Source organism: Curtobacterium sp. SL109, assembly GCF_026672405.1.
Classification (GTDB): domain Bacteria; phylum Actinomycetota; class Actinomycetes; order Actinomycetales; family Microbacteriaceae; genus Curtobacterium.
Map to the genome: position 1 here is coordinate 1,582,280 of NZ_JAPPRB010000002.1, position 24,136 is coordinate 1,606,415.

The following is a 24,136-nucleotide window of genomic DNA, read 5'->3' on the forward strand; positions in this document are numbered from 1 at the left end:
GCGGACTCCACGCTACGCCCGGGGCGGAGTTACCCTGGACGCATGCGTGTTCTGGCGGCGATGAGCGGTGGTGTCGACTCGGCGGTGGCCGCGGCCCGGGCGGTCGATGCCGGCCACGACGTGGTCGGGGTGCACCTGGCGCTGAGCCGGATGCCCGGGACCCTCCGCACCGGCAGCCGTGGGTGCTGCACCATCGAGGACTCGATGGACGCCCAGCGCGCCGCGTCGGCCCTCGGGATCCCGTACTACGTGTGGGACTTCTCGGCGCGGTTCAAGGAGGACGTCGTCGACGACTTCGTGGCCGAGTACCAGGCCGGTCGCACCCCGAACCCCTGCATGCGCTGCAACGAGCGGATCAAGTTCGCCGCGCTCCTCGAGAAGGCACTGGCCCTCGGCTTCGACGCCGTCTGCACCGGGCACTACGCCTCGATGGTCACCGGGCCCGACGGCTCCCGCGAGCTCCACCGCTCCGCGGCGTGGGCGAAGGACCAGTCCTACGTGCTCGGCGTGCTGACGGCCGAGCAGCTCCAGCACGCGATGTTCCCCCTCGGGGCCACCCCGTCCAAGGACGAGGTCCGAGCCGAGGCCGCGGCCAGGGGCCTGACGGTCGCGCAGAAGCCCGACTCCTACGACATCTGCTTCATCCCCGACGGCGACACCCGGGGCTGGCTCGCCGACCGCGTGGGGACCGCACCCGGTGACGTGGTGGAGCGTGACGGCACGGTCGTCGGCGCGCACGACGGCGCCACGGGCTACACCGTCGGACAGCGCCGCGGGCTGGCGCTCGGTCGGCCGGCACCGGACGGCAAGCCCCGGTTCGTGCTCGAGATCCGCCCGAAGGACAACACCGTCGTCGTCGGACCGAAGGAGGCGCTCGCCGTGTCCTCGATGGCCGGCTCCCGGTTCACCTGGGCGGGCTCCGCTCCCGCCGACCCGACGACCCCCTTCGCCTGCGACGTGCAGATCCGCGCGCACGCCGACCCGGTGCCCGCGACCGCGCGGGTGGACGACGGCACGCTCGTCATCGACGTCGACGAGCCGCTGCACGGGGTGGCCCCCGGCCAGACCGCGGTGGTCTACGTCGGCACGCGGGTGCTCGGCCAGTGCACGATCGACACCACGGTCAGCGCCGTCCCCGTCGAGGCCTGACCCGGGGCCTGTCCCTGGGCCCGAGCCGCCGCTCCCGGGGTGCGTGGCCGCTGACGCCAGGGTCGGTGGCTCCCTGTAGAACTGTTGCATGAGCGAGACCGACGCCACGTTCGAGACCATCGACCCCGCCGAGCTCGACGCCGCCCAGGGGCAGCGCGAGGTCGACCGGCTGCGGGCGCTGGTCAACGAGCTGCGGCACGGGTACTACGAGGACAACGCCTCCCCGGCGAGCGACGCCGAGTACGACGCGCTCATGCACCGGCTCGCCGCGGTCGAGCAGCGCTTCCCGGAGCTCCTGACCGAGGACAGCCCCACGCAGACGGTCGGCGGGCAGGCGCAGACGACGCAGTTCGCCCCGGTGGAGCACGCCGAGCGGATGCTGAGCCTGGACAACGTGTTCAGCCCGGACGAGCTCACCGACTGGGCGGTCAAGGTGCAGCGGGACGCCGGCGCCGAGCGCGTCCGGTTCCTCACCGAGCTGAAGATCGACGGCCTGGCGATCAACCTGCGCTACGAGCACGGTCGGCTCGTCACGGCGGCCACCCGCGGCGACGGCGTGGTGGGCGAGGACGTCACGGGCAACGTGCGCACGATGGGCACGATCCCCGACCGCCTCAGCGGCACCGGGCACCCGCCCCTGGTCGAGGTCCGTGGCGAGATCTTCTTCCCCGTCGAGCAGTTCGACGAGCTGAACGCCCGGCAGCGCGACGCGGGGGAGCGCCTCTTCGCCAACCCGCGGAACGCCGCCGCCGGGTCCCTCCGCCAGAAGGAAGAGGGCAAGTCCCCGGCGAAGCGCGAGCTGATGGTGGACCGGTTGCGGCGCCTCCGCATGCTCGTGCACGGCATCGGCGCCTGGCCCGTCGCCGAGCTCGAGCGGGACACCGACGTCCGCTCCCAGTCCGAGGTCTACGAGCTCCTGCACACGTGGGGGCTGCCCACCGGCACGCACCACCGGGTCTTCGACGGCATCGACGACGTGCTCGCCTTCGTGCAGGACTACGGCGAACGGCGGTCGGCCGTGGAACACCAGATCGACGGCATCGTGATCAAGGTCGACGACCTGGGGCTGCACGAGGAACTCGGCTCGACGTCCCGGGCGCCCCGCTGGGCGATCGCCTACAAGTACCCGCCAGAAGAGGTCCACACGAAGCTCGTGGACATCGTCGTCAGCGTCGGTCGCACGGGCCGTGCCACCCCGTTCGCCGTGATGGCGCCGGCCGAGGTCGCCGGGTCCGTCGTGCGCCAGGCCACGCTGCACAATCAGCAGGTCGTGAAGGCGAAGGGCGTCCTGATCGGCGACACCGTCGTGCTGCGGAAGGCCGGGGACGTCATCCCCGAGGTCCTCGGCCCGGTGGAGGAGCTCCGCGACGGCACCGAGCGCGAGTTCGTGATGCCGACCGAGTGCCCGGAGTGCGGCACCACGCTCGCCCCGGCAAAAGAGGGGGACATCGACCTCCGCTGCCCGAACGCCCGGAGCTGCCCCGCGCAGGTCCGCGGTCGCGTCGAGCACATCGCGTCCCGCGGGTCGCTCGACATCGAGGGCCTCGGCGAGGTCGCCGCGTCGGCCCTGACCCAGCCGCTCGCGCCCGAGGACCCGCCACTCGACACCGAAGCCGGGCTGTTCGACCTGACGATGGAGGACATCGTCCCGATCGAGGTCATCGTCCGTGACGCCGAGACCGGCATGCAGAAGACCGACGACGCCGGTGTCCCCAAGCGCGTCACCCCGTTCAGTCGTGCGCGCAAGAAGACCGACCCGCCCTTCGACCCGGACGCCCGCGGTGCTGACTACACCGGCGAGCCCAGCCGGTACCCGTCGAAGAACGCCTTCGAGATGCTCGCGAACATCGACGCCGCCAAGACCAAGCCCCTGTGGCGCATGCTCGTCGGGCTGAGCATCCGGCACGTCGGCCCGGTCGCGGCCCGGGCGCTGGCGAACCACTTCGGGTCGCTCGACGCCATCCGGTCGGCCTCGCGCGAGGACCTCGCGGCCGTCGACGGCGTCGGCGGCATCATCGCCGACGCCCTCCTCGACTGGTTCGCGGTCGACTGGCACCGCGACATCGTCGACCGGTGGACCGCGGCCGGCGTGCAGTTCACGACCCCGGGGCACCCCGGTCCGGGCGCTGCGACGACCGACGGCGGCGTCCTCAGCGGCGTCACGGTGGTCGCGACGGGTTCCCTGGAGGGGTACACGCGCGAGGGCGCGCTCGAGGCCATCATCGCCGCCGGCGGCAAGGCGGCGTCGAGCGTGAGCAAGAAGACGGACTTCGTCGCGGCCGGTCCCGGCGCCGGCTCGAAGTTGACGAAGGCGGAGCAGTTGGGCCTGCGGATCATCGACGCTGAGCAGTTCGCACTGCTGGTGACCGAGGGGCCGGCGGCACTCGGCGACCCCGTCGAGCCCGAGACCGACGACTCCGCTGACGCGCCCGAGCAGGACTGACCCGCCGGACAAGCACGTTCCGGCCTCGAGCGCACGCTTCGACGCGCCGGAACCCGGTCCCCAATTCGGGGTACAAGTTGCAACGAGCACGGGCTGATCTGCCCGATTCTCCGTAGACTCGACAGAGCATCACCTGTCGTCTGCAGGGAGACGACAGGATGGCCTTCCCGGGGGAGACCGGTTTGCTGTTCGTCGCCGCTGCTTTGTTCACCGCCTCGATCCACTCTCTCGGAGTGCTCGAGACGTCCATCGCGCCCGTGGTCACCGCGCACTCCGCAGTGCACGTGGCCGCCGATCCGCATGATCCAGGAACCGCGCCCGGGCTGGTCATGACCGGGGGACGAACCACGCTCGCCGACCTCGCAGCTTCGCGTGGCCGTCCGTACCTCGACGACCTCGTGTCGCTCGCCCCGGACACCCTCGCCGCCGCCGACCGGGACGACCGTGTCGTGGCGACGGCGATGGACGACCCGCCCGCGCCGGCGACGGTCGCGACGTGGTGGTCCGGCCTCCGCGGTGCCGACCAGACGCGGCTCGAACAGGACGCACCCGTCGTGGTCGGGAATCTCGAGGGGGTCCCGTACGCCGTCCGCGGCCGGGCGAACCGCGCCGTGCTCGACGCGGGGCTGCGTGACCCGCACGCGGACGCGTCCCGGGTGGCGATGCTCGGACAGGTCCGTGACGCCCTGGTGCAGGAGGCCACCGGTGCCCGTCGCTCCCTCATCACCCTCGACACGCGTGGTGCCGGGCGGGCGGCGATCGCGATCGGTGACCTCGACACCGCCGCCGACGTCACGGTGGTCGTCCCCGGGATGTTCTTCACCGTGACCGGGCAGATGGCCGACTTCACGAACACCGCGAACACCCTCTGGGGCGAACAGGCGACCCTCGCGCCCGTCGCGGCCCCGGCAGCGGGCACCGGCGTCGCGGTCGTCGCCTGGATGGGCTACCGCACGCCCGACCTGTCGAACATCCTCTCGCTCGACCTCGCCAGGAGCGGCGCCGTCCGGCTCGAACGGGCGGTCGGCGGTCTCCGGGAGGTCCGGGACGGCGCCCAGCCCCGGCTCGGGATCGTCGCGCACTCGTACGGGTCGACGACGGCCCTCATGGCGCTGGCGTCCGGACGGATGAGCGCCGACAGCCTCACCGTGCTGGGGTCCCCGGGCAGCGACGTCCGGAACGCCTCCGACCTCGCCGTCGCCGCCGGGCAGGTCTTCGTCGGGGGAGCGCACTGGGACCCCGTCGCCGGGTCCGGGTACTTCGGCACCGACCCGGGCTCCGCCGGGTTCGGCTCCACGGTGCTCGACCTGGCCGGGGGCGTCGACCCGGAGGACGCCGGGGACGCGTTCCGCCGACCGGTCGGCCACAACGACTACCTCAAGCCCGGCACGGCGTCGCTGCACGACGTCGCCCTCATCGCCGTGGGGCGTGGCGACCTGGTCCGCGACGGCGTGCGGCACGGCGGCGGCCGCGGCGACGGCGTCGTGCAGGCCTCACCCGACATGTACCTCGTCCGCCCACAGGACCTGCAGCCCCGCGACTGACCTGCGTTGACCGCCCCTCCGGCGGACGTGACCGGATCGTGACCGCGCGCGCCGGGACGGGCCCGAGCCCAGCCTCCAGGCCGATCCGCGGGGGTGACGGACCGCACCTGGAGGAGAACCTGAGCGGCGGTGCAGCCACGGCGGCCGATGGAGCGGCCCCGACCCAGGACCGCTCCCTACCGTGCGGACCATGCATGTAGTCCAGTGGCCCGGCGCCCTCCTGATGTTCGTCGTGATGTCCGCGCTCGCCGGTCTGCTCGTCGCGGTCGCGGTGACCCCGGCGGTCGCCGTCGCGGGCGAGGGGACGTCGGGTGCGGCGGCGTTCTTCGAGGACCTGCCGAGCTACCTCGACGTCCAGACGCCGCAGCAGGTGTCGTCGGTGTACGCCGAGCAGGGCGGGCAGCAGGTCAAGATCGCGTCCTTCTACGCCGAGAACCGCACGATCGTGCGTGCCGACCAGATCGCGTCGACCCTGAAGCAGGCCGCGATCGACACCGAGGACCCGCGCTTCCACGACGAGGGCGGCATCGACGTGATCGGCACCCTCCGTGGCGCTGCTGCCACCGCAGTCGGTGGGGACGTCCAGGGCGGCTCGAGCATCACCCAGCAGTACGTCAAGAACGTGCTCGTGCAGCAGTGCGAGCAGCTGACCGGGAAGGACGCCGCGGCGACGCAGGCGAAGATCGACGCCTGCTACCACGACGCCGCCGGGGTCACGCCCCAGCGCAAGCTGCAGGAGATCCGCTACGCGATCGCGGTGAACAAGAAGTACACGAAGACGCAGATCCTGACCGGGTACCTCAACATCGTCGGGCTCGGCGGGCGGGTCTACGGCGCGGAGGCCGGCGCCGAGTACTACTTCGGCGTGCACGCGAAGGACCTCTCGCTGGTGCAGTCGGCGACCCTCGTCGCGATCCTCAACAACCCCGCGAACCTGCGCATCGACCAGCCGTCCGACGCGGACAACGGGTCGGCGAACGGGTACGAGGCCACCAAGCAGCGTCGCGACTACGTGCTGCGGCGGATGGCCGCGCACCACTCGATCACCGCGGCAGCGGCACGGCAGGCGATCGCGACGCCGGTGCAGCCCCACGTCACGCAGACCGCGAACGGCTGCTCCGCCGCCGCGACGGACCACGACGCCGGGTACTTCTGCGACTACGTCCGTGCCCAGGTGCTGCGGGACCCGGCCTTCGGCACGACGGCGGCTGACCGCATCGCGACCCTCGACACGAAGGGGCTGCAGATCCACACCTCGCTCGACCTGGACCTGCAGGGGCAGGCGCAGAACGCGCTGTCCTCGTACGTCCCCACGACGATGGCGGGCGTCGACGCAGGCGGGTCGAACGTCACCGTCGAGCCCGGCACCGGTCGGATCCTGTCGATGGTGCAGAACACGACCTACACCCAGTCCGACTCGGCGACGCGTGGCCAGACCGCGGTGAACTACAGCGCCGACGAGGGCTTCGGCAACTCGACCGGGTTCCAGACCGGGTCGACCTACAAGGTGTTCACGCTCGCCGAGTGGCTGGCGAGCGGGCACACGCTGTCCGAGTCGGTGCCGACCACCGAACACACCTTCCAGAACTCCGAGTTCACGAACTCGTGCGAGAACGTCTCCGGCGGCACCTGGCCCGTCGCGAACGCCGAGAACGTCCCCGCATCGATGACCGTGCAGGACGCGACGACCGAGTCCATCAACACCGCGTTCGGCGCGATGGGCAAGCAGCTCGACCTGTGCAAGATCGCCGAGCTGGCGAAGTCGATGGGGATCCACCGCGCCGACGGTGCCGCGCTCGGCCAGACCCCGTCCTCGATCCTCGGCGTGAACGAGCTGTCGCCGATCGACCTCGCCGAGGCGTACGCCGGGTTCGCGAACGGCGGCACCGTGTGCACCCCGACCGCGATCGACTCCGTCACCACCGCCGACGGCACGAAGATCACCCCGACCCCGGCGTCGTGCACGCGGGGCGTCTCGGCCGAGGTCGCCGGCACCGTCGACTACGCGCTGCAGGGCGTACTGAGCGGGAAGGGCACCGCCGCGACCGCGAACCCCGGGGACAGCACGCCGAAGTTCGCCAAGACGGGCACCACCGACGGCGACGTGCAGAACTGGCTCGTCGCGTCGAGCACGAAGTACACGAACGCGACCTGGATCGGCAACGTCCTGGGCTCGGTCCACCTGGCGAACTGGCCGTTCCTGCAGGGCACCACCGGGTACAGCGCGAAGTTCGGGGTCGCGAAGTCGATGATGGGCTACCTCGACGCGCACGTCGGCGGGGACGCGCTGCCGGCTCCGGACCAGGCGCTCATCGGGACGCCGGCGCACGCGAAGGCCGCGCCCGGGGCAGCCGCGAGCGGTGGAGCGGCCGCGACCGGTGCTGCCGGCGGTGCTGCTGGTGGTGCGGCAGACGGTGCTGGTGCGGCCGGCGGCACCCCGGCTGCCGGGGCCACCCCGGCCGGTGGCACCACCCCGGCCGCCGGGGCCGCTGCAGGCGCAGCCCCGGCTCCCGGATCCGCTGCCGCAGCCGTCGCCGGTGCGGTCGCCGGTGCCGGTTCCGGGCACTGACGGCGACCGCCTGGAGGCCCGACACCCGTCCGGTGGACCGGCACCGGGCCTCCAGGCGGTCCTCCCCAGGGCACGGGTCGGCCCCGTCGTCCACAGGCGTCCGGACCCCACTCGACCCGCCCAATAGACTGGTGCGCACATGACGAACCGATCGACGGAGCACCATGCCTGACATCACGAGCGAGCAGGTCGCCCACCTGGCGAACCTCGCACGTATCGCACTCACGCCCGACGAGATCGAGAAGCTGACCGGGGAGCTGTCGCACATCGTCGACAGCGTCGCGAAGGTGACCGAGGTCGCCACGCCGGACGTCCCCGCGACCAGCCACCCGGTCACGCTGCCGAACGTCCTCCGACCCGACGTGGTCGGCGAGACGCTGACCCAGGAGCAGGCGCTGTCCGGCGCCCCCGACTCCGACGGCGAGCGGTTCCGCGTGACGGCGATCCTTGGAGAAGAGCAGTGACCGACGACATCACGAAGCTGAGCGCCGCGGCGCTCGCCGACGCCCTCGTGGCGCGCGACGTCTCCAGCGTCGAGGCCACCCAGGCCCACCTGGACCGCATCGCCGCCGTCGACGGCGACGTGCACGCGTTCCTGCACGTCAACCAGAACGCCCTCGGCGTCGCGAAGTCGATCGACTCGCGCCGCGCCGCCGGTGACGACCTCGGCCCCCTCGCTGGCGTGCCGGTCGCCATCAAGGACGTGCTCTGCACCATCGACATGCCCTCGACCTCCGGGTCGAAGATCCTCGAGGGCTGGGTGCCGCCGTACGACGCCACCACGGTGCTCAAGCTCCGCCGCGCCGGCCTGGTGCCGCTCGGCAAGACCAACATGGACGAGTTCGCGATGGGCTCGACCACCGAGTTCTCCGCGTACGGACCGACGCACAACCCGTGGGACCTCGACCGGATCCCCGGCGGGTCCGGCGGTGGGTCAGCCGCCGCGGTCGCCGCACACGAAGCCCCGCTCGCCCTCGGGTCGGACACCGGCGGCTCGATCCGCCAGCCGGGTGCCGTCACGGGCACCGTCGGCGTCAAGCCGACCTACGGCGGGGTGAGCCGCTACGGCGCCATCGCACTGGCGTCCAGCCTCGACCAGGTCGGACCGGTCGCGCGGACCGTCCTCGACGCCGCGCTCCTGCACGACGTCATCGGCGGGCACGACCCGAAGGACTCCACCTCGATCCGCGACGCATGGCCCTCGTTCGCCGCTGCCGCGCGTGACGGGCTGCAGGCCGACACCCTCCGGGGCCTGCGCGTCGGCGTCGTGAAGGAGCTCGCCGGCGGCGACGGCTTCCAGGCGGGCGTCGTGCAGCGCTTCCAGGAGTCCGTCGCGATCCTGCAGGCAGCGGGTGCCGAGGTCGTCGAGATCGACGCCCCGAGCTTCGCGTACGCCATCAGCGCGTACTACCTGATCCTCCCGGCCGAGGCCTCCTCGAACCTCGCCAAGTTCGACTCCGTGCGCTTCGGCCTGCGGGTCACGCCCGAGGGCGGCGCCACGGTCGAGGACGTCATGGCCGCCACGCGTGAAGCCGGCTTCGGACCAGAGGTCAAGCGCCGCATCATCCTCGGCACGTACGCCCTGAGCGCCGGGTACTACGACGCCTACTACGGCAGCGCGCAGAAGGTCCGCACGCTCGTGCAGCGCGACTTCGACGCAGCGTTCGAGCAGGTCGACCTGCTCATCAGCCCGTCGGCACCGACCACGGCGTTCCCGCTCGGCGAGCGGATCGACGACCCGCTGTCGATGTACCTCAACGACCTCACCACGATCCCGGCGAACCTGGCCGGCGTCCCCGGGATGAGCATCCCGAACGGTCTGGCTCCAGAGGACGGCCTGCCGACCGGCATCCAGCTCATGGCCCCGCAGCGTGAGGACGCCCGGCTCTACCGCTACGGCGCCGCCCTCGAGCGCCTGCTCGAGCAGCAGTGGGGCGCTCCGCTCATCTCCCGGATCCCCGACCTCGACCTCGGTCAGCAGTCGGCAGCAGAGGAAGGTGTGGTCTGATGGCCGCCAAGGACGCACTCATGGACTTCGACGAGGCGCTGGAGCGCTTCGAACCGGTCCTCGGCTTCGAGGTCCACGTCGAGCTCGCGACCGCGACGAAGATGTTCTCCGACGCCCCGAACTTCTTCGGTGGCGAGCCGAACACGAACGTCACGCCGGTGGACCTCGGGCTGCCCGGGTCGCTCCCCGTCGTGAACGAGCAGGCCGTGCGTTTCTCGGTCAGCCTGGGCCTGGCCCTCGGCTGCTCGATCGCCGAGTCCTCGCGGTTCTCGCGGAAGAACTACTTCTACCCGGACAACCCGAAGAACTACCAGATCTCCCAGTACGACGAGCCCATCGCCTACGAGGGCGAGGTCGAGGTCGAGCTCGCCGACGGCACGCTGTTCCAGATCCCGATCGAGCGCGCCCACATGGAAGAGGACGCCGGCAAGCTGACGCACGTCGGCGGTGCCACCGGCCGCATCCAGGGCGCCGAGTACTCGCTCGTCGACTACAACCGCGCCGGTGTGCCGCTCGTCGAGATCGTCACGAAGCCGATCGTCGGGGCCGCCCACCGCGCGCCGGAGCTCGGCGCCGCGTACGTGCAGGTCATCCGCGACCTGGTCCGTGCCCTCGGGGTGTCCGAGGCCCGCATGGAGCGCGGCAACCTGCGCTGCGACGCCAACATCTCGCTGCGTCCGTGGGGCCAGGAGAAGCTCGGCACCCGCACCGAGACGAAGAACGTCAACTCCTTCCGTGCCGTCGAGCGGGCCATCCGCTACGAGATCCAGCGCCAGGCGGCGATCCTCGCCGACGGCGGGACGATCACGCAGGAGACCCGGCACTGGCACGAGGACACCGGGCGCACATCGGCCGGACGCCCGAAGTCGGACGCCGACGACTACCGCTACTTCCCCGAGCCCGACCTGCTGCCGGTCGTCCCGGACCCCGCGATGATCGAGGAACTCCGTGCCGCCCTGCCCGAGGCCCCCGTGGCCCGGCGCCGTCGGCTCAAGGGCGACTGGGGCTTCGCGGACCTGGAGTTCCAGGACGTCGTCAACGGCGGGCTGCTCGACGAGGTCGAGGCCACCGTCGCCGCCGGTGCCGCACCGCAGTCGGCGCGCAAGTGGTGGACCGGCGAGATCAGCCGCGTCGCCAACTCCCGCGACACCACCCCCGCCGAACTGGTGTCGCCCGCGCACGTCGCGGAGCTCATCACGCTCGTCGAGTCCGGCGAGCTGACCGACCGACTCGCACGCCAGGTGCTCGAGGGCGTCATCGCCGGAGAGGGCTCCCCGTCCGCCGTCGTCGAGTCCCGCGGGCTCAAGGTCGTCTCGGACGACTCGGCCCTCACCGCCGCGGTCGACCAGGCACTCGCGGCCCAGCCCGACGTCCTCGCGAAGATCCGCGACGGCAAGGTGCAGGCCGCCGGCGCGATCATCGGTGCGGTCATGAAGGCCATGCAGGGCCAGGCGGACGCCGCCCGCGTCCGTGAGCTCGTGCTCGAGCGCGCTCAGGCGTAGCGGCGGACACCACAGGAGGCACCCGGCGACGCGCCGGGTGCCTCCGTCGTTCCTGAGCACCTGGACACGACCCGGTGACAGGATGAGGCGTGTCAGCAACCATCCGCGCCATCGGGACCGCCGTCCCCACCACGACCCTCCAGCAGGACGCCGTGCGGGACCTCTTCTCCGCCCAGCCGGGCCTCGGACGACTCGGCAGCCGGATCGTCCCCGCCGCGTTCGACGCCTCCGCGGTGGAGCACCGGCACACGGTCCTCGGTGAGCTCGACAGTGCCGCTGCGCCCGGCACCTTCCGCGACGCCGACGGGGTCCTGCACTCGCCGTCCACCGGCACGCGGAACGACCGGTACCGCGAGCTCGCACCGGCGCTGTTCGTCGAGTCCGCCCGGGACGCCCTCGAGCGTGCCGGGGTCGACGCCGCCGACGTGACCCACGTCGTGACCGTCTCGTGCACGGGCTTCACCCAGCCCGGCCCCGACCTGGCGATCGTCGCGGAGCTGGGTCTCCGCCGCACCGTCTTCCGGCACCACATCGGGTTCATGGGCTGCTGCGCCGCGTTCCCGGCACTGCGGAGCGCCGCCGCGTTCGCCGAGGCCGACCCGACCGCCGTGGTGCTCGTCGTGTGCGCCGAGCTCTGCACGCTGCACGTCCGCGCGTCGGACGACCCCGACCAGATCGTCGCGAACAGCGTCTTCGGTGACGGTGCGGCCGCTGCCGTCGTGACCGCGGACGGTTCCGGGCTGCGGCTCGACGCGTTCGCCACGACCGTCGTGCCCGAAGGCGCCTCGGAGATGGCGTGGAACATCGGCGACGAGGGCTTCGAGATGGTCCTCAGCACCGCGGTCCCGAAGCTCGTCGGCGCCACGGTCGCCGAGGCCGTCGGTCCGCTGCTCGACGGTCCTGCCGCCGACGTCCCCGTGTGGGCGGTCCACCCCGGCGGACGCGCGATCCTCGACCGCACGCAGGACGCCCTCGGGCTGCCCGACTCGGCGATGGTGAGCAGCCGCGCCGTGCTCCGCGACCACGGCAACATGTCGAGCGCCACCGTGCTGTTCGTCCTCCGCCACGCCCTCGACGCCGGCATCGAGGACGGGACCCCCGTCGTCGCGCTCGCGTTCGGCCCCGGTCTCACGGTGGAGAGCGCCGCGCTCACCGCGGTCGGGACGTCCGTCGCGGTGGCGAGCGAGGCCCTGGACCTGGCCACGGTCGCGTCGTGAGCCGACCGGACGACGGCGGGGCGAGCCTCCTGGCCGTCGACCTGCGCGTCCGCGACCTGGAGCTCCGCGAACTCATGGACGACCCGGACTGCGATCCGCGAGCGCTCGCGCGGACCTTCCGGCGGTTCGCCCTGGTGAACGCGCTCGTCAGCGGCTGGCGGTCGGTGTGGCGGACGCACGTCGTGCCCGCGCTGCCGGCGCACGGCCAGGGACGCGTGCTCGACCTCGGCTGCGGTGGCGGAGACCTCGCCCGCGCCATCTCGCGGTGGGCGGCGAGCGACGGCTTCGACGTCGAGGTCGTGGGCGTCGACCCGGACCCGCGCGCGATCGACGCCGCGACCCGGCGGGCACCCCGGGGCGTGACCTTCCGCGAGCAGTCCAGCGGTGACCTGGTGACGTCAGGGGAGCGGTTCGACGTCGTCGTGTCGAACCACGTGCTGCACCACCTCGGGGACGAGGAACGCGCCGGGTTCCTCGCCGACTCCGAGGCGCTCGCGACCACTCGGAGCCTGCACTCCGACATCCGCCGGTCGGCTGCCGCGTACCGGGCCTACGCGCTCGGGTCGACCCTGGTCTCCGCGGGCACGTTCGTCCGCGTGGACGGGCTGCGCTCGATCCGGCGGAGCTTCACGGTGCCGGAGCTCAGCGCTGCGCTGCCGTCGGGGTGGCGTGCCGAGCAGGCGGCCCCGCACCGCGTGCTCGCGATCCGCGACGCCTGAGCCGCGCGCGAGCGTGCGCGGTCGCGACGGCCGCGCACTGTCGCGACCGCAGCCGCGTCGAGACTCGGCCATGCGGACAAGTCGCGGCGTTCGTACGCCGGATCGTGTCCGCATGGCCGAGACTCGGGCAGCGCGGGCCGGGCCGGGCCGGGCCGCGCCGGGCGGCGCCCGCGCGGCGGCCCGCTCAGCGGATGAGGGACGTCGTCGACGCGAACTCCTGCGAGAGCACCGCCGCGCGGTACCGCTCGAGCGCCGCGGCCCCCGCGCCGACGGACTCCAGCGCCGCGAACCCCGCACCGAGCACCGGCGGGACCGTCACCCAGGTGGGCACCGCGCCGGGGACCCGGGCGGCCAGGCCGTCCACGACCGCGTCGACGAGCAGCGGGTGCCGCGCCGCGAGCACGCCCCCGCCGAGCACGACGGGCACCGGCACCGCTGCCGACCCGCCGAGTCCGAGCCGTTCGAGCGCGACGGCCGCCAGCAGGACGATCTCCTCCGCCTGGCGGGCCACGACCCCGGCGGCGACGGCGTCACCGGCTCCCGCGACCGCGAACAGCACGGGGCAGAGCCGGTTCACCACGCCCGGGTCGAGCCGGCCGAAGTGGATGCCCTCGGTGACCGCGCGCACGGTGTCGAGCCCGAGTGCCGCCGGCACCGCGGCCTCGAGTGCCGTCGCCGGGCCACGACCGTCCTCGGCGCGTGCCGCGTGCCAGAGCGCCCGGTTGCCGAGGTAGGCGCCGCCACCCCAGTCGCCGGAGACGTCGCCGATCGCCGGGAACCGGGAGGTCTCGCCGTCAGCACGGACCGCGAGGGCGTTGATGCCGGTGCCGCACACGACCGCGGCGGCGTCCGGCGACAAGGTGCCCGCCCGCAGCAGCGCGAACAGGTCGTTGTCGAGGACGTCCGGCGCGCCGCCGTCGTCGGCCCAGTGAGCCAGGGCCGCCTCGGCCGCGACGAGTTCGTCGTGCAGGTCGAGCCCGGCCAGGTACACGTGCGTGGTCAGGATCCGGGCACCGCCGAGCGAGCGCACCACCCGTCCGCGCACGTCGTCGAGGATCGGCCCCGCCAGCTCCCACCCGCGGGTCTGCGGGTTCGAGCCGGGGCCGCGCGCGTGGCCGACGATGGAGCCGTCCAGGGCGACCGCGACGACGTCGGTCTTGCTGCCGCCGCCGTCGACGGCGAGCACGACGTCCGCCGCCTGCGGTGCGGCGGTCCATGGGGGAGCCGCCGGACGGGAGGCTCGGGCCGTCCCCGCCTCGCCGGCTCGGCTCAACCCGCCCACGAGACCTGCTCCGATCGCGCCCACGGGATGTGGTCCGCGTTCGCGGCCAGCAGCAGGTCGGTCAGCTTCTCGGCCTTGTCGAGCTGGCCGACGAGCGGGTGCGCCCACATCGCGCGGAGCACCCGGTCGCGGCCGCCGTGCACGGCCGCGTCGAGGGCGAGGCGCTCGTAGCCGGCGACGTGGGCGACGAGCCCCGCCATGTCGGGGTCGAGCGGGCGCACGGGCAGCGGGGTGATCGCCTGCCGGGTGACGCGCGCCGGGACCTCGATGACGTGGTCGTCGGGGAGGAACGGGAAGGTGCCGTCGTTGCGGACGTTGAGCACCTGCACGTCGCCGCGGTCGCTGAGGATCGAGGAGAGCACGTCGATCGCGGCCTCGGAGTAGTACGCACCGCCGCGCTGCTCGAGCTCGACCGGCTTCGTGACGACGGACGGGTCCGCGTACTTCGCCAGCAGTGCCCGTTCGGTCGCCATCACGGCCTCGGCACGGGTGGGCTCGTGGAGCTGTTCCTCGAGCACGACGTCGTGGCTGTAGAAGTAGCGCAGGTAGTACGAGGGGATCGCGTGCTGGAGCCGGATGAGGTCCTCGCCCATGTGCACGCTCTCGGACATCCGGGCGAGGGCGCCGCCGTCCGGGCTGAGCAGCTCGTCGATGACGTCGCGCGAGGACCCGTCGGCACCCGTGACGTGCACGCCGCGCTCCCACGTCAGGTGGTTCAGCCCGACGTGGTCGAGTCGCACGTGGTCCGGGGCGACGCCGAACTCCTTCGCGAAGCGCCGCTGGAAGCCGATCGCCACGTTGCACAGCCCGACAGCGCGGTGCCCGGCCTCGAGCAGTGCCCGCGTGACGATGCCGACCGGGTTCGTGAAGTCGACGATCCAGGCGTCGGGCTTGGCGTGCTTGCGGACGAGCTCGGCGTACTCGAGCACCACGGGCACGGTGCGCAGCGCCTTCGCGAAGCCGCCGGGCCCGGTGGTCTCCTGCCCGATGCAGCAGGCCTCGTGCGGCCAGGTCTCGTCCTGCTGCCGTGCCGCCTGCCCGCCGATGCGGAGCTGGAACATCACGGCGTCGGCGTCGGTCACGCCCGCGACGACGTCGTCGGTGACGTGCACGGTGCCCGGGTGGCCGGCGTGCGCGAACATCCGCTTGGCCACACCGCCGACGAGTTCCCGGCGGACGGGGTCGGGGTCGACGAGCCAGAGCTCGTCGATCGGGAGCTGGTCGCGGAGCCGGGCGAAGCCGTCCACGAGTTCGGGGGTGTAGGTGGAACCGCCACCGACGACTGTGAGTTTCACTGGTGCTTATCCCTTCACGCCGGTGAGCGCGATGCCCTCGACGAATGCCTTCTGTGCGAAGAAGAAGATGACGACGACCGGGACCATGACGACGACGGTCATCGCCATCGTCATCGACCAGTCGGTGCCGTGCTGTCCGCGGAACGTGGCCAGTCCGTACGCCACCGGCCAGGCGGCCTGGTTCTCGGACGCGTAGAGGAGCGGGCCGTAGTAGTCGTTCCACGAGTGGAAGAACATGAAGATGGCGGCGGACGCGATGCCCGGTCGGGCCATCGGCACGATCACGCGCCAGAGCACCCGCCACTCACCGCAGCCGTCGATGCGTGCGGCGTCGCCGTACTCCTTCGGGATGGTCATGAAGAACTGCCGGAGCAGGAAGATGCTGAACGCGTCCCCGAGCAGGTTCGGCAGGATCAGCGGCCACAGCGTGCCGGTCAGGTGCAGGTGCGACCACATCACGTAGACCGGCACCGCGGTGACCTGCGGGGGCAGGAGCATCGCGACGATGATCACGGTGAAGACGAGGTTCGCGCCCTTGAACTTGATCTGGGCGAGCGCGTACGCCGCGGGCACCGAGCTGACGAGCATGAACGCGGTGGCGAGCACGGCGTACAGCGCCGAGTTGCCGAACCACTGCGCGAGCGGCAGCTGCGTGAAGACCTTGCCGTAGTTGCTCAGGTCGAACGGCTTCGGGATGATCGACGCCGTCAGGGCCTGGTTGCTCGACATCAGCGACGTCAGGACCACGAACAGGATCGGCGCGATCGTCAGGACACCGACCGCGACGAGTGCGGCGTGCTCGGCGACCCACAGGAGCGCGTTGCGGCGGGGCTTCCCGGTTCGGGGAGCGGCGCCGCGTGGTGCTCGGGCGAGCGGGGACTGGGAAACGGCGGTCATCAGGACTCCTCAGGACGGGCAGTGCTCATTGGTCGGCCTCCGGCCTGAAGACAGAGATTCGTCGCAGCGTGAACACGAGCACGACGGCGGTGACCACGAACAGCACGACGGCCATCGCGGAGGCGTACCCGAACTGGAAGTTCGCGAACCCGTGCTGGTACAGCAGCTCGGTGTAGGTCAGCAGCGACGTGCCCGGGTACCCGAGCAGTGCCGCCGTGCCACCGCCGATCGTGGCCTTGCCGGACGCGACGCTCGACGCGACCGCGGCCTCGGTGAAGTACTGCAGGGCGGCGATCACCCCGGTCACGGCGGCGAACCCGATCACCGGCGAGATGGTCGGCAGCGTGATGTGTCGGACCTGCTGCATCCCGGTCGCGCCGTCGAGCGACGCGGCCTCGTACAGGTCGCGCGGCACGTCGAGCAGGGACGCCAGGAAGATGATCATGATGTCGCCCATCACCCAGACGCCGAGGATCACGAGCGAGGGCTTCGACCACGACGGGTCGTTGAACCACAGCGGACCGTCGATGCCGAAGACCCGCAGGATCTGGTTCACCGGCCCGGTGCCGGGGTTGAACAGGAACACGAACGCCACGACGCTCGCCACCGGCGGCACCAGGGCGGGCAGGTAGAACAGCGTCCGCCAGAACCCGGTCATGGTCTTCGCGCGGCTGAGCAGCCCCGCGACGAGCAGGCCGAAGACGATGCGGACCGGTACCAGGATGACGACGAACCAGATCGTGTTGAGGACCGCCGGGCCGATCTGCGGGTCCTGGGTGAACAGGAACCGGTAGTTGAGCAGTCCGACGAACTGCGGTTCCTGCAGCTGGTTGTACCGCGTGAACGAGTAGAAGACCGATGCCACGAGCGGGTAGGCGAAGAAGACCGCCAGGCCCGCCAGGGCCGGTGCCAGCATGCCGAGTGCGACAAGACGGCGGCGCGACTCGGCGGAGCGGCGCCGACGGGGCGGTGCCGGAGTGGGCGCTGCGCCGGACCCCGTCGGGTCCGCGGGCCGCGAGGAGCGGCCGAGCCGAGCCTCCCGGCCGGAGGCGGTCCTGGTGGGCGCGCTCATCACGGACCCGCCAGCTGGTTCGCGTTGTCGATGTCCGAGTCCAGCTTCTTCAGCTTGGCGTCGAGGTCCCCGCCGTTCTGCTGGTACGCCTGCCAGAACTTCGTGAAGGTGCCGATGTAGGCGGCGCCGTCCGCGGTCGCGGGGGAGGTGATCGTCTTCGGGTCACCGGCGACGTCGACGAAGGTCTTGTAGTTCGCGTCCACCTCGAGGTCGGGGGACTGCAGGGCGGACGTGATGGTCGGGATGTTCTTCAGCCCGTTGCCGAGCGTGACCTGCGCGTCCGTGTTCGTCGACAGGTACTTCAGCAGTGCCCAGGCGAGCTCGGGGTTCTTCGAGCCCTTCGCGACACCCGCCACGTTGCCGGCGATGTAGGTCGAGCCGTAGTTGCCGACACCCTCGAGCACCGGGGTGGGGGCGGTGCCGTAGTCGAGGTCCGGCTTCTGGTCCTTGATGAACGCCGTGCGGTACTCGCCGTCGATCTGCATCGCGACCTGGCCGGTCTGGAACGCGTTGTCCGCGGCGAACTCCTGCCCGAGGCCGGAGGTGAAGGCCTTGAGCTTGTCGTAGCCGATCGCGTCGACGTAGCCCTTCTGCCACGTGATCAGCTTCTTCCAGGCGGCGGAGGTCCCGATCTCGCTGTTGCCCTGCTTGTCGAGCCAGGTGCCGTTGATCATCGGGGCGAAGTGCTCGGGCGAGTTCTCGTAGAAGTCGATGAGCGGGTTGAAGCCGAGCTGCTTGATCGAGCCGTCGGCGTTGTACGTCGTCAGCTTCAGGCCGTCCGCCTTGAGCTCGTCGAGGGTCTTCGGCGGCGTGGTGATCCCCGCCTTCGCGAACGCCGCCTTGTTGTACATCAGCGCACTGACGTCGGCGAGGGCCGGGAGCGTGCACCGCTTGCCCTTGTAGGCCGTGTAGCCCTGCACGGCCTTCGGGATGTCGGAGAGGTCCACCTTGTCGCGCTTGATGTACGGCGACAGGTCGCGGAAGGCACCGGAGGAACAGAAGCTGCCGACGATCGCGGTCGAGTACGACAGCCCCACGTCGATGTTCTGGCCCGAGGAGATCGCCTTCTGCAGCTTCTCGTCGTCCTGCCCCGCGTGGATGTCGACCGTCACCCCGGGGTTGGCCTTCTCGAAGCCGTCGACGGCGCTCTTCACGACGCCGGCCTCGCGACCGGTGAAGAAGTGCCACAGGGACACGGTGCCCTTGAGTTCCTTGGGCGCGGACTCGTCGATCGACGCCGCGCTGCTGCCGGAGCTGCAGCCGGCCATCACGAGGGCGCCGGTGGCGGCGACGGCGGTCGCGGTGACGATCCGCCGGATGGTGGGACGGGGGAGTGACATGCGGTACTCGCTCTCTGGTCTCGCTCCGCGTGCCCGGGTGGCGCCCACCGCGCGGACGTCGTCCGTGCGGCGGGCCCGGTTCCGGGCGCGACGAAGAGCCCTGTGACAGGGCTGGGGTGGATGTGCCTCGAGTGGTGCGGGTGGGAGTGGTGCTGGTCTAGGTGCGCCGGACGGTGTCCGGCTCGGGCGCATCGTCGGTGATGGTCTCGAGTCGGTCGCCGAGCGCGGACCGCACGACGTCGATGAGGACGTGTCGTGCGCCGTGGAGGACGGGGGTGTCGGGGACGCCGGGTGCCACCACGGCCGTGGACCAGCGCGAGCGGGTCCGGAGCCAGGCGGTCACGGCGGCGGCCAGCGCGGGGCCGCCCGCGATCCCGGTCGGGCCGTGCAGCACGACCGTCTCGGGGTCGGCGACGGCGAGGGCGGGGAGCACGTTGTGCCCGACGCGCTCGCCGAGGGCGGTCGTGAAGGGGTGCTGCGCGGGGAGTCCCGGCAGCTGCGGGAGCACCTGACGCCAGTCGGCAGCACTGCCGTCCGGTGCGGTGATCCCGTGTTCGGCGGCGAGGGCGATGATCGCGGACTCGGAGATGAGGTCCGCGACGATCGTCGCCGTCGGGTCGAGGGGGAGCGCGTCGGCGGGCACGCTCAGGTAGCCGATCTCACCCGCGGCGCCGGAGGCACCGGCGTGCAGGCGGCCGTCGAGGTCGAGCGCCATGCCGAGGCCCTCCGCCATCCAGAACAGCGCGAAGGAGCCGGGGGTCCGGCCTGCGCCCATGTTCCGCTCGGCGATCGCCGCGAGGTTGGCGTCGTTCTCGATGACGACCCGCACACCGAGGGCGTCCGACAGGGTCCGGGAGACCTGCTCGCGCGGCCACCCCGGCAGGCCGTCGGTGAAGATGAGGGTGTCCGTGGCGTGGTCGACGCTGGCCTGCACGCCGACGGCCACCGCGGTGACCAGGTCGGGGTCGATGCCGGCGGCCGCGGCGGCACGGCTGACGGCGGCCGCGACCATGTCCTCGCCGGGAGCGCGCATCTCGTGCTCGTCCATCCGGTGCTCGGCGACCGGGTAGGACCGGCCGCTCGCGTCCACGACGGTGGAGCGGACGTCCACGAGCTGGACGTCCACGGCGACGGCGAGGTCGCGGTCGGTGATGGCCTCGTACACGACGGCGCTCGGGCCGCGGCGGCCGGCCTGGGAGGCGGTGCCGGCTTCGCGGAGGAGCCCGGCGGCTTCGAGCCGGCGGATGATCTCCGCCGCGGTCGGCTTGCTGAGGCCGGTGCGCTGGGCGATCTCGTTGCGGGTCATCGGGCCGTCGTCGAGCAGCAGGCTGAGGGCGGCTCGGTCGTTGAGCACGCGGAGGAGGGCCGGCTGCCCTGGGGTGCGTCCTCGTGGTGTCATGTCGAGGACTGTAACGGACAACCTTCTTTACTGAAAGGTTTGTTCACAGTTCTGAAACACGCGTTCCGCTGGGCGAAACACGGGCGCTGCGCCCCGCGACGTCGGTGGGTGGTCGTTTCGCGCGCGGCGGGTCGTTTCGCGCGTAGGAGGTCGTTCCTTCCGACCCGCTACGCGCGATCCCGCCTGCCAGCGCGCGCGTCGCTCCACCATGGGAACGTGATGAGTTGGGTCGCCGGGGAAGAGCGAGTCGAGCGGATCGCGCAGTTCGGCATCCGGCAGCGGGTGGACGACGACCCGGAGCGTGACACCAAGACCGTCGTCTGGGGCGGGCGGTCGTCGATCGACGCCGACATCGACGATCTCCTGGCGGATCTGCCGGCGCATCTCGGGTGGCACGTGACGATCGACGTCGATGTCCTTGATCCCGCGTACATGCCGAGCACGGGCACTCCCGTACCCGGAGGGTTCAGCACCCACGAGCTCATCGACCTCGTGTGTCGGCTGGTGTCACGACGCCGGATCGTGGGCGTCGACATCGTCGAACTCATCGGCGAGGGCGAGGGCGCTCAGCGATCGGCGCTCGCAGCCGCGGACGTGCTGGCTCGGACGCTCGACGCCGCGCTCAGGCCGTCAGCCCATCGTCTGACAGGAACGGCGTGGTCGTCCCACTGAGGTGGTCCTCGCGGAGGATCCCGTACGCAACGGAGTCCCTCGGCGCCCCGTCGTCCACCGGCCACGTCCGCCGGTAGTGCGCCTCCTTCACCCACCCGTTCCGTACGAGTGATCTGCGCATGGCGACGTTGTCGTCGCGGGTCTGGGCCTCGATCCGTGTCACGTCGGGGAACGCAGCGAAGACGTGGTCGGCGAGCACGCGGATGAGCACGGTGCCGATGCCCTGCCCACGCGAGCGCTCTGAGAGGCGGACGTCGATCATCGGAGCGGAGTCGTCGAGGTCATCGAGCACCACGATGCCGGTGAACGCCCCGTCCACGTCGACCCGGAGCAGCGCATGCTCGGGGGCGGAGAACGCACCGTCGTCGATCCGCCTCTCGATGGCGTCGCGCGTCGACGTGGAGGACACGTGGAACGGGAACCGGTTCGTGGTCAGGAACTCGATGAGGACGGCTCGGTCCGACGGGCCGGTCGTGTCCATCGGGTGGAGTTTCAGTTCCATGCAATGACCGTACAGGCAGCGCGCGAGGACGACGGGCGCTCCGCTCGTGCGGGTGGACGAGGACCGGCACGGCGGCGCCGTGCTCTCGGGTGACTGGCGCTCGCGGGGTGTGAAGAAGGTGCGGCAGGTGCCGCTCGAGCGGGACATGGTGCTCGAGGACTCGGCCTCCGGCTGGGCCGGCGCGGCGGCTCGGTCGTCGAGCACGCGGAGGAGGGCTGGCTGCCTGGGGCGCGTCCTCGTGGTGTCCTGTCGAGGACTGTGACGGACGACCTTCTTCACTGAAAGGGTTGTTCACAGTTCCGGACAACGCGTTCCGCTGGGCGAAACACAGGTGCTGTCCGTCACCTGGTCGCGTCGGACGCGACCGCTACGGGCGCAGCAGCACCTTGATCGCGCGACGCTCGTCCATGGCGGCGTACGCCTCGGCGGCCTGCTCCAGCGGCAGCTCGAGGTCGAACACCCGCCCCGGGTCGACCGCACCGGAGAGCACGTCGGGGAGCAGCTCCTCGATGTACGCGCGCGCCGGGGCCATGCCACCGCCGACCGTGATGTTCTTCGCGAACAGGAACGGCATCGGCAGCTCCGGGTCGCCGGCGGGCACGCCGACGTAGCCGACCGCACCACCGGGGCGGACGACGCGGAGGGCCTGGTCCATGCTCTCCGCGGTCCCGACGGCCTCGAGGGCGCAGTCGGCCAGGTCGCCGTCGAGCAGGTCGCGCACGGCCTGCACGCCCTCGTCGCCGCGGGTGTCGACGACGTCGCTCGCGCCGAAGTCGCGGGCCAGCGCCTGCCGGTCGGCGTGCCGGCTCATCGCGATGATGCGCTCGGCGCCGAGCCGCTTCGCTGCGAGGACCGCGGACAGCCCGACCGCGCCGTCGCCGACCACGACGACGGTCTTGCCCGGGCCGACGCCCGCCGAGACCGCTGCGTGGTGTCCGGTGGAGAACACGTCGGAGAGGGTGAGGAGCGAGGGCACCAGCGCGTCGTCGACGGGACCGGGCACGACGACGAGCGTCGCCGCGGCGTCCGGCACGCGGACGTACTCGGCCTGGGCACCGCCGAGGGGCAGGCCGTACGCGTCCGGCGTCACGCCGAACGTGGAGCCGTGCTCGCACCCGGACGTCATGCCGTGGGCGCAGGCCTGGCAGGTGCCGTCGTTCGTGGTGAACGGCGCGATCACGAAGTCGCCCTGGCGGAGCGACCCGGCCGCGTCGCCGACCTGTTCGACGACGCCGACGAACTCGTGGCCGATCGCCCGCGGCTCCTTCGTGTCGCGGACACCGCGGTAGGGCCAGAGGTCGGAGCCGCACACACAGGCGGCGACGACGCGGACGACGGCGTCGGTCGGAGCGAGGAGCTGGGGGCTGTCGCGGTCCTCGACACGGATGTCACGAGGGGCGTGGATGACTGCTGCGCGCACGGGGGTTGCCTTTCAGTTGCGGTGTTCGTACCGGCGCGTGGGGACGCGCCGGGTGACGGAGCGTGGGGAACGCGCCGTCTGCCGGCGCCGTTGCGGGACCACTCGACAGTACGCTCGTGCGGGTGGACGAGGACCGGTACGGCGGCGACGTGCTCTCGGGCGACTGGCGCTCGCGGGGCGTGAAGAAGGTGCGGCAGGTGCCGCTCGAGCGGGACATGGTGCTCGAGGACCCGGCCTCCGGCTGGGCCGGCGCGGTCGTCGGGCTCGAAGCCGGGAACATCGCGCTCGAGGACTGGAAGGGCCGCACCCGCGCCTTCCCCTTCGAGGGGCAGTTCCTGCTCGAGGGCGAACTCGTCACGCTCGGCCGTCCGCAGGCCCCGGTCGGGCGGTCTGCCGCCGCTGCTGCTGCTCGCGGTGGTCCCGCTGGGCCTGTCGGTTCCGTCCATGCGGATTGGAGGCCCGGGGCTGCGCCGGCTGTCCGGCAGGCGTCCGACGGTGGTCGCCTCCGCACCGCGTCCGGGTCGTTCGCGGTCGAGCAGCAGCGCGCCCGCGTGGCCCTGCCCTCGCGGATCATGGTCGAGGGTAAGCACGACGCCGAGCTCGTGGAGAAGGTCTGGGGAGCGGACCTGCGCGTGGAGGGCGTCGTCGTCGAGGAGCTCTCCGGCGTGGACAACCTCGCTTCCGTGCTGGACGACTTCCAGCCCTCCCGCGAGCGTCGGGTCGGGGTGCTCGTCGACCACCTGGTGCCCGGGTCCAAGGAGTCCCGCTTCGCCGACGCCGTGATGCGCGGGAAGTGGGGTGCGCACGTGCTCGTCGTCGGGCACCCCTTCGTCGACGTCTGGCAGTCGGTGAAGCCCGCGCGCGTGGGCCTGCAGGCGTGGCCGACGATCCCGCGGTCGATCGAGTGGAAGGCCGGCATCTGCCAGGCGCTCGGGTGGCCGCACGCCGAGCAGGCCGACATCGCCAGGGCCTGGCAGCGGATACTCGGCCAGGTACGCACGTTCGCCGACCTCGAGCCGCAGCTGCTCGGCCGGGTCGAGGAGCTCATCGACTTCGTCACCGAGCCGGTCACCTAGCCCCGCGCCCGGCCCGCCGTCCGTATCGTT

Annotated in this window: 19 protein-coding genes; 11 read left to right on the plus strand and 8 right to left on the minus strand. The window is 72.0% G+C overall.

Annotated features, from left to right (window positions below; all coding sequences use genetic code 11):
* Positions 1-42: 42 nt before the first annotated feature.
* From mnmA to OVA28_RS09100, 9 genes are all read left to right on the plus strand, one after another.
* Entirely contained in the window at positions 43-1,149 is a 1,107-nt protein-coding gene (gene mnmA / locus OVA28_RS09060) for a tRNA 2-thiouridine(34) synthase MnmA (protein WP_268096688.1), read from the plus strand.
* An 88-nt stretch (positions 1,150-1,237) separates the two neighbouring features.
* Positions 1,238-3,592 carry an NAD-dependent DNA ligase LigA gene (ligA, locus tag OVA28_RS09065; protein WP_268096689.1) on the plus strand — a complete coding sequence of 785 codons (2,355 nt, stop codon included), beginning with the start codon at positions 1,238-1,240 and terminating at the stop codon, positions 3,590-3,592.
* Between the two features lie 233 nt (positions 3,593-3,825).
* Entirely contained in the window at positions 3,826-5,136 is a 1,311-nt protein-coding gene (locus OVA28_RS09070; RefSeq protein ID WP_268096690.1) for an alpha/beta hydrolase, read from the plus strand.
* A gap of 190 nt (positions 5,137-5,326) precedes the next feature.
* Positions 5,327-7,705 carry a transglycosylase domain-containing protein gene (locus tag OVA28_RS09075; protein WP_268096691.1) on the plus strand — a complete coding sequence of 793 codons (2,379 nt, stop codon included), beginning with the start codon at positions 5,327-5,329 and terminating at the stop codon, positions 7,703-7,705.
* 164 nt (positions 7,706-7,869) lie between these two features.
* Positions 7,870-8,169 carry an Asp-tRNA(Asn)/Glu-tRNA(Gln) amidotransferase subunit GatC gene (gene gatC, locus OVA28_RS09080; RefSeq protein WP_071271805.1) on the plus strand — a complete coding sequence of 100 codons (300 nt, stop codon included), beginning with the start codon at positions 7,870-7,872 and terminating at the stop codon, positions 8,167-8,169.
* On the plus strand, positions 8,166-9,713 hold the full coding sequence (gatA, locus tag OVA28_RS09085) for an Asp-tRNA(Asn)/Glu-tRNA(Gln) amidotransferase subunit GatA (RefSeq protein WP_194660630.1): 1,548 nt from the start codon (positions 8,166-8,168) through the stop codon (positions 9,711-9,713). The genes gatC and gatA overlap by 4 nt, the downstream gene beginning before the upstream one ends.
* Complete coding sequence (gene gatB / locus OVA28_RS09090) at positions 9,713-11,215, plus strand: Asp-tRNA(Asn)/Glu-tRNA(Gln) amidotransferase subunit GatB (protein WP_268096692.1); 1,503 nt, start codon at positions 9,713-9,715, stop codon at positions 11,213-11,215. The genes gatA and gatB overlap by 1 nt, the downstream gene beginning before the upstream one ends.
* 89 nt (positions 11,216-11,304) lie before the next feature.
* Complete coding sequence (locus OVA28_RS09095) at positions 11,305-12,432, plus strand: type III polyketide synthase (protein ID WP_268096693.1); 1,128 nt, start codon at positions 11,305-11,307, stop codon at positions 12,430-12,432.
* A complete protein-coding gene (locus OVA28_RS09100) occupies positions 12,429-13,151 on the plus strand; it encodes a methyltransferase domain-containing protein (RefSeq protein WP_268096694.1) in 723 nt (240 codons plus the stop codon). The genes OVA28_RS09095 and OVA28_RS09100 overlap by 4 nt, the downstream gene beginning before the upstream one ends.
* Positions 13,152-13,335: 184 nt before the next feature.
* Here the strand turns inward: OVA28_RS09100 and OVA28_RS09105 are convergent, their stop codons facing one another.
* From OVA28_RS09105 to OVA28_RS09130, 6 genes are all read right to left on the minus strand, one after another.
* A complete protein-coding gene (locus OVA28_RS09105) occupies positions 13,336-14,424 on the minus strand; it encodes an N-acetylglucosamine kinase (protein WP_268096695.1) in 1,089 nt (362 codons plus the stop codon).
* Positions 14,421-15,728 carry a 6-phospho-beta-glucosidase gene (locus OVA28_RS09110; RefSeq protein WP_268096696.1) on the minus strand — a complete coding sequence of 436 codons (1,308 nt, stop codon included), beginning with the start codon at positions 15,726-15,728 and terminating at the stop codon, positions 14,421-14,423. Before OVA28_RS09110 ends, OVA28_RS09105 begins: the two co-directional genes overlap by 4 nt.
* Positions 15,729-15,734: 6 nt before the next feature.
* On the minus strand, positions 15,735-16,625 hold the full coding sequence (locus OVA28_RS09115) for a carbohydrate ABC transporter permease (protein WP_194660636.1): 891 nt from the start codon (positions 16,623-16,625) through the stop codon (positions 15,735-15,737).
* A gap of 25 nt (positions 16,626-16,650) precedes the next feature.
* Positions 16,651-17,697 carry a carbohydrate ABC transporter permease gene (locus OVA28_RS09120; RefSeq protein WP_228504852.1) on the minus strand — a complete coding sequence of 349 codons (1,047 nt, stop codon included), beginning with the start codon at positions 17,695-17,697 and terminating at the stop codon, positions 16,651-16,653.
* Positions 17,697-19,037: an extracellular solute-binding protein gene (locus OVA28_RS09125; protein WP_194660637.1), complete on the minus strand. Its 1,341-nt coding sequence runs from the start codon at positions 19,035-19,037 to the stop codon at positions 17,697-17,699. Before OVA28_RS09125 ends, OVA28_RS09120 begins: the two co-directional genes overlap by 1 nt.
* 157 nt (positions 19,038-19,194) lie before the next feature.
* Complete coding sequence (locus tag OVA28_RS09130; RefSeq protein WP_268096697.1) at positions 19,195-20,436, minus strand: ROK family transcriptional regulator; 1,242 nt, start codon at positions 20,434-20,436, stop codon at positions 19,195-19,197.
* A gap of 108 nt (positions 20,437-20,544) precedes the next feature.
* Here OVA28_RS09130 and OVA28_RS09135 point away from each other — a divergent pair, with 108 nt between their 5' ends.
* Positions 20,545-21,108 carry an arginase family protein gene (locus OVA28_RS09135; protein WP_268096698.1) on the plus strand — a complete coding sequence of 188 codons (564 nt, stop codon included), beginning with the start codon at positions 20,545-20,547 and terminating at the stop codon, positions 21,106-21,108.
* Here the strand turns inward: OVA28_RS09135 and OVA28_RS09140 are convergent.
* Both OVA28_RS09140 and OVA28_RS09145 read right to left on the minus strand, forming a co-directional pair.
* Positions 21,059-21,610 (minus strand): GNAT family N-acetyltransferase, encoded by a 552-nt coding sequence (locus tag OVA28_RS09140; protein WP_268096699.1) that lies wholly within the window; start codon positions 21,608-21,610, stop codon positions 21,059-21,061. The two genes, OVA28_RS09135 and OVA28_RS09140, sit on opposite strands and share 50 nt — an antisense overlap.
* A 367-nt stretch (positions 21,611-21,977) precedes the next feature.
* On the minus strand, positions 21,978-23,030 hold the full coding sequence (locus OVA28_RS09145; RefSeq protein WP_194660642.1) for a zinc-binding dehydrogenase: 1,053 nt from the start codon (positions 23,028-23,030) through the stop codon (positions 21,978-21,980).
* A gap of 122 nt (positions 23,031-23,152) precedes the next feature.
* On the opposite strand from OVA28_RS09145, the gene OVA28_RS09150 reads away from it, so the two are divergent.
* A complete protein-coding gene (locus OVA28_RS09150) occupies positions 23,153-24,106 on the plus strand; it encodes a DUF3097 domain-containing protein (RefSeq protein WP_194660643.1) in 954 nt (317 codons plus the stop codon).
* Positions 24,107-24,136: the final 30 nt, after the last annotated feature.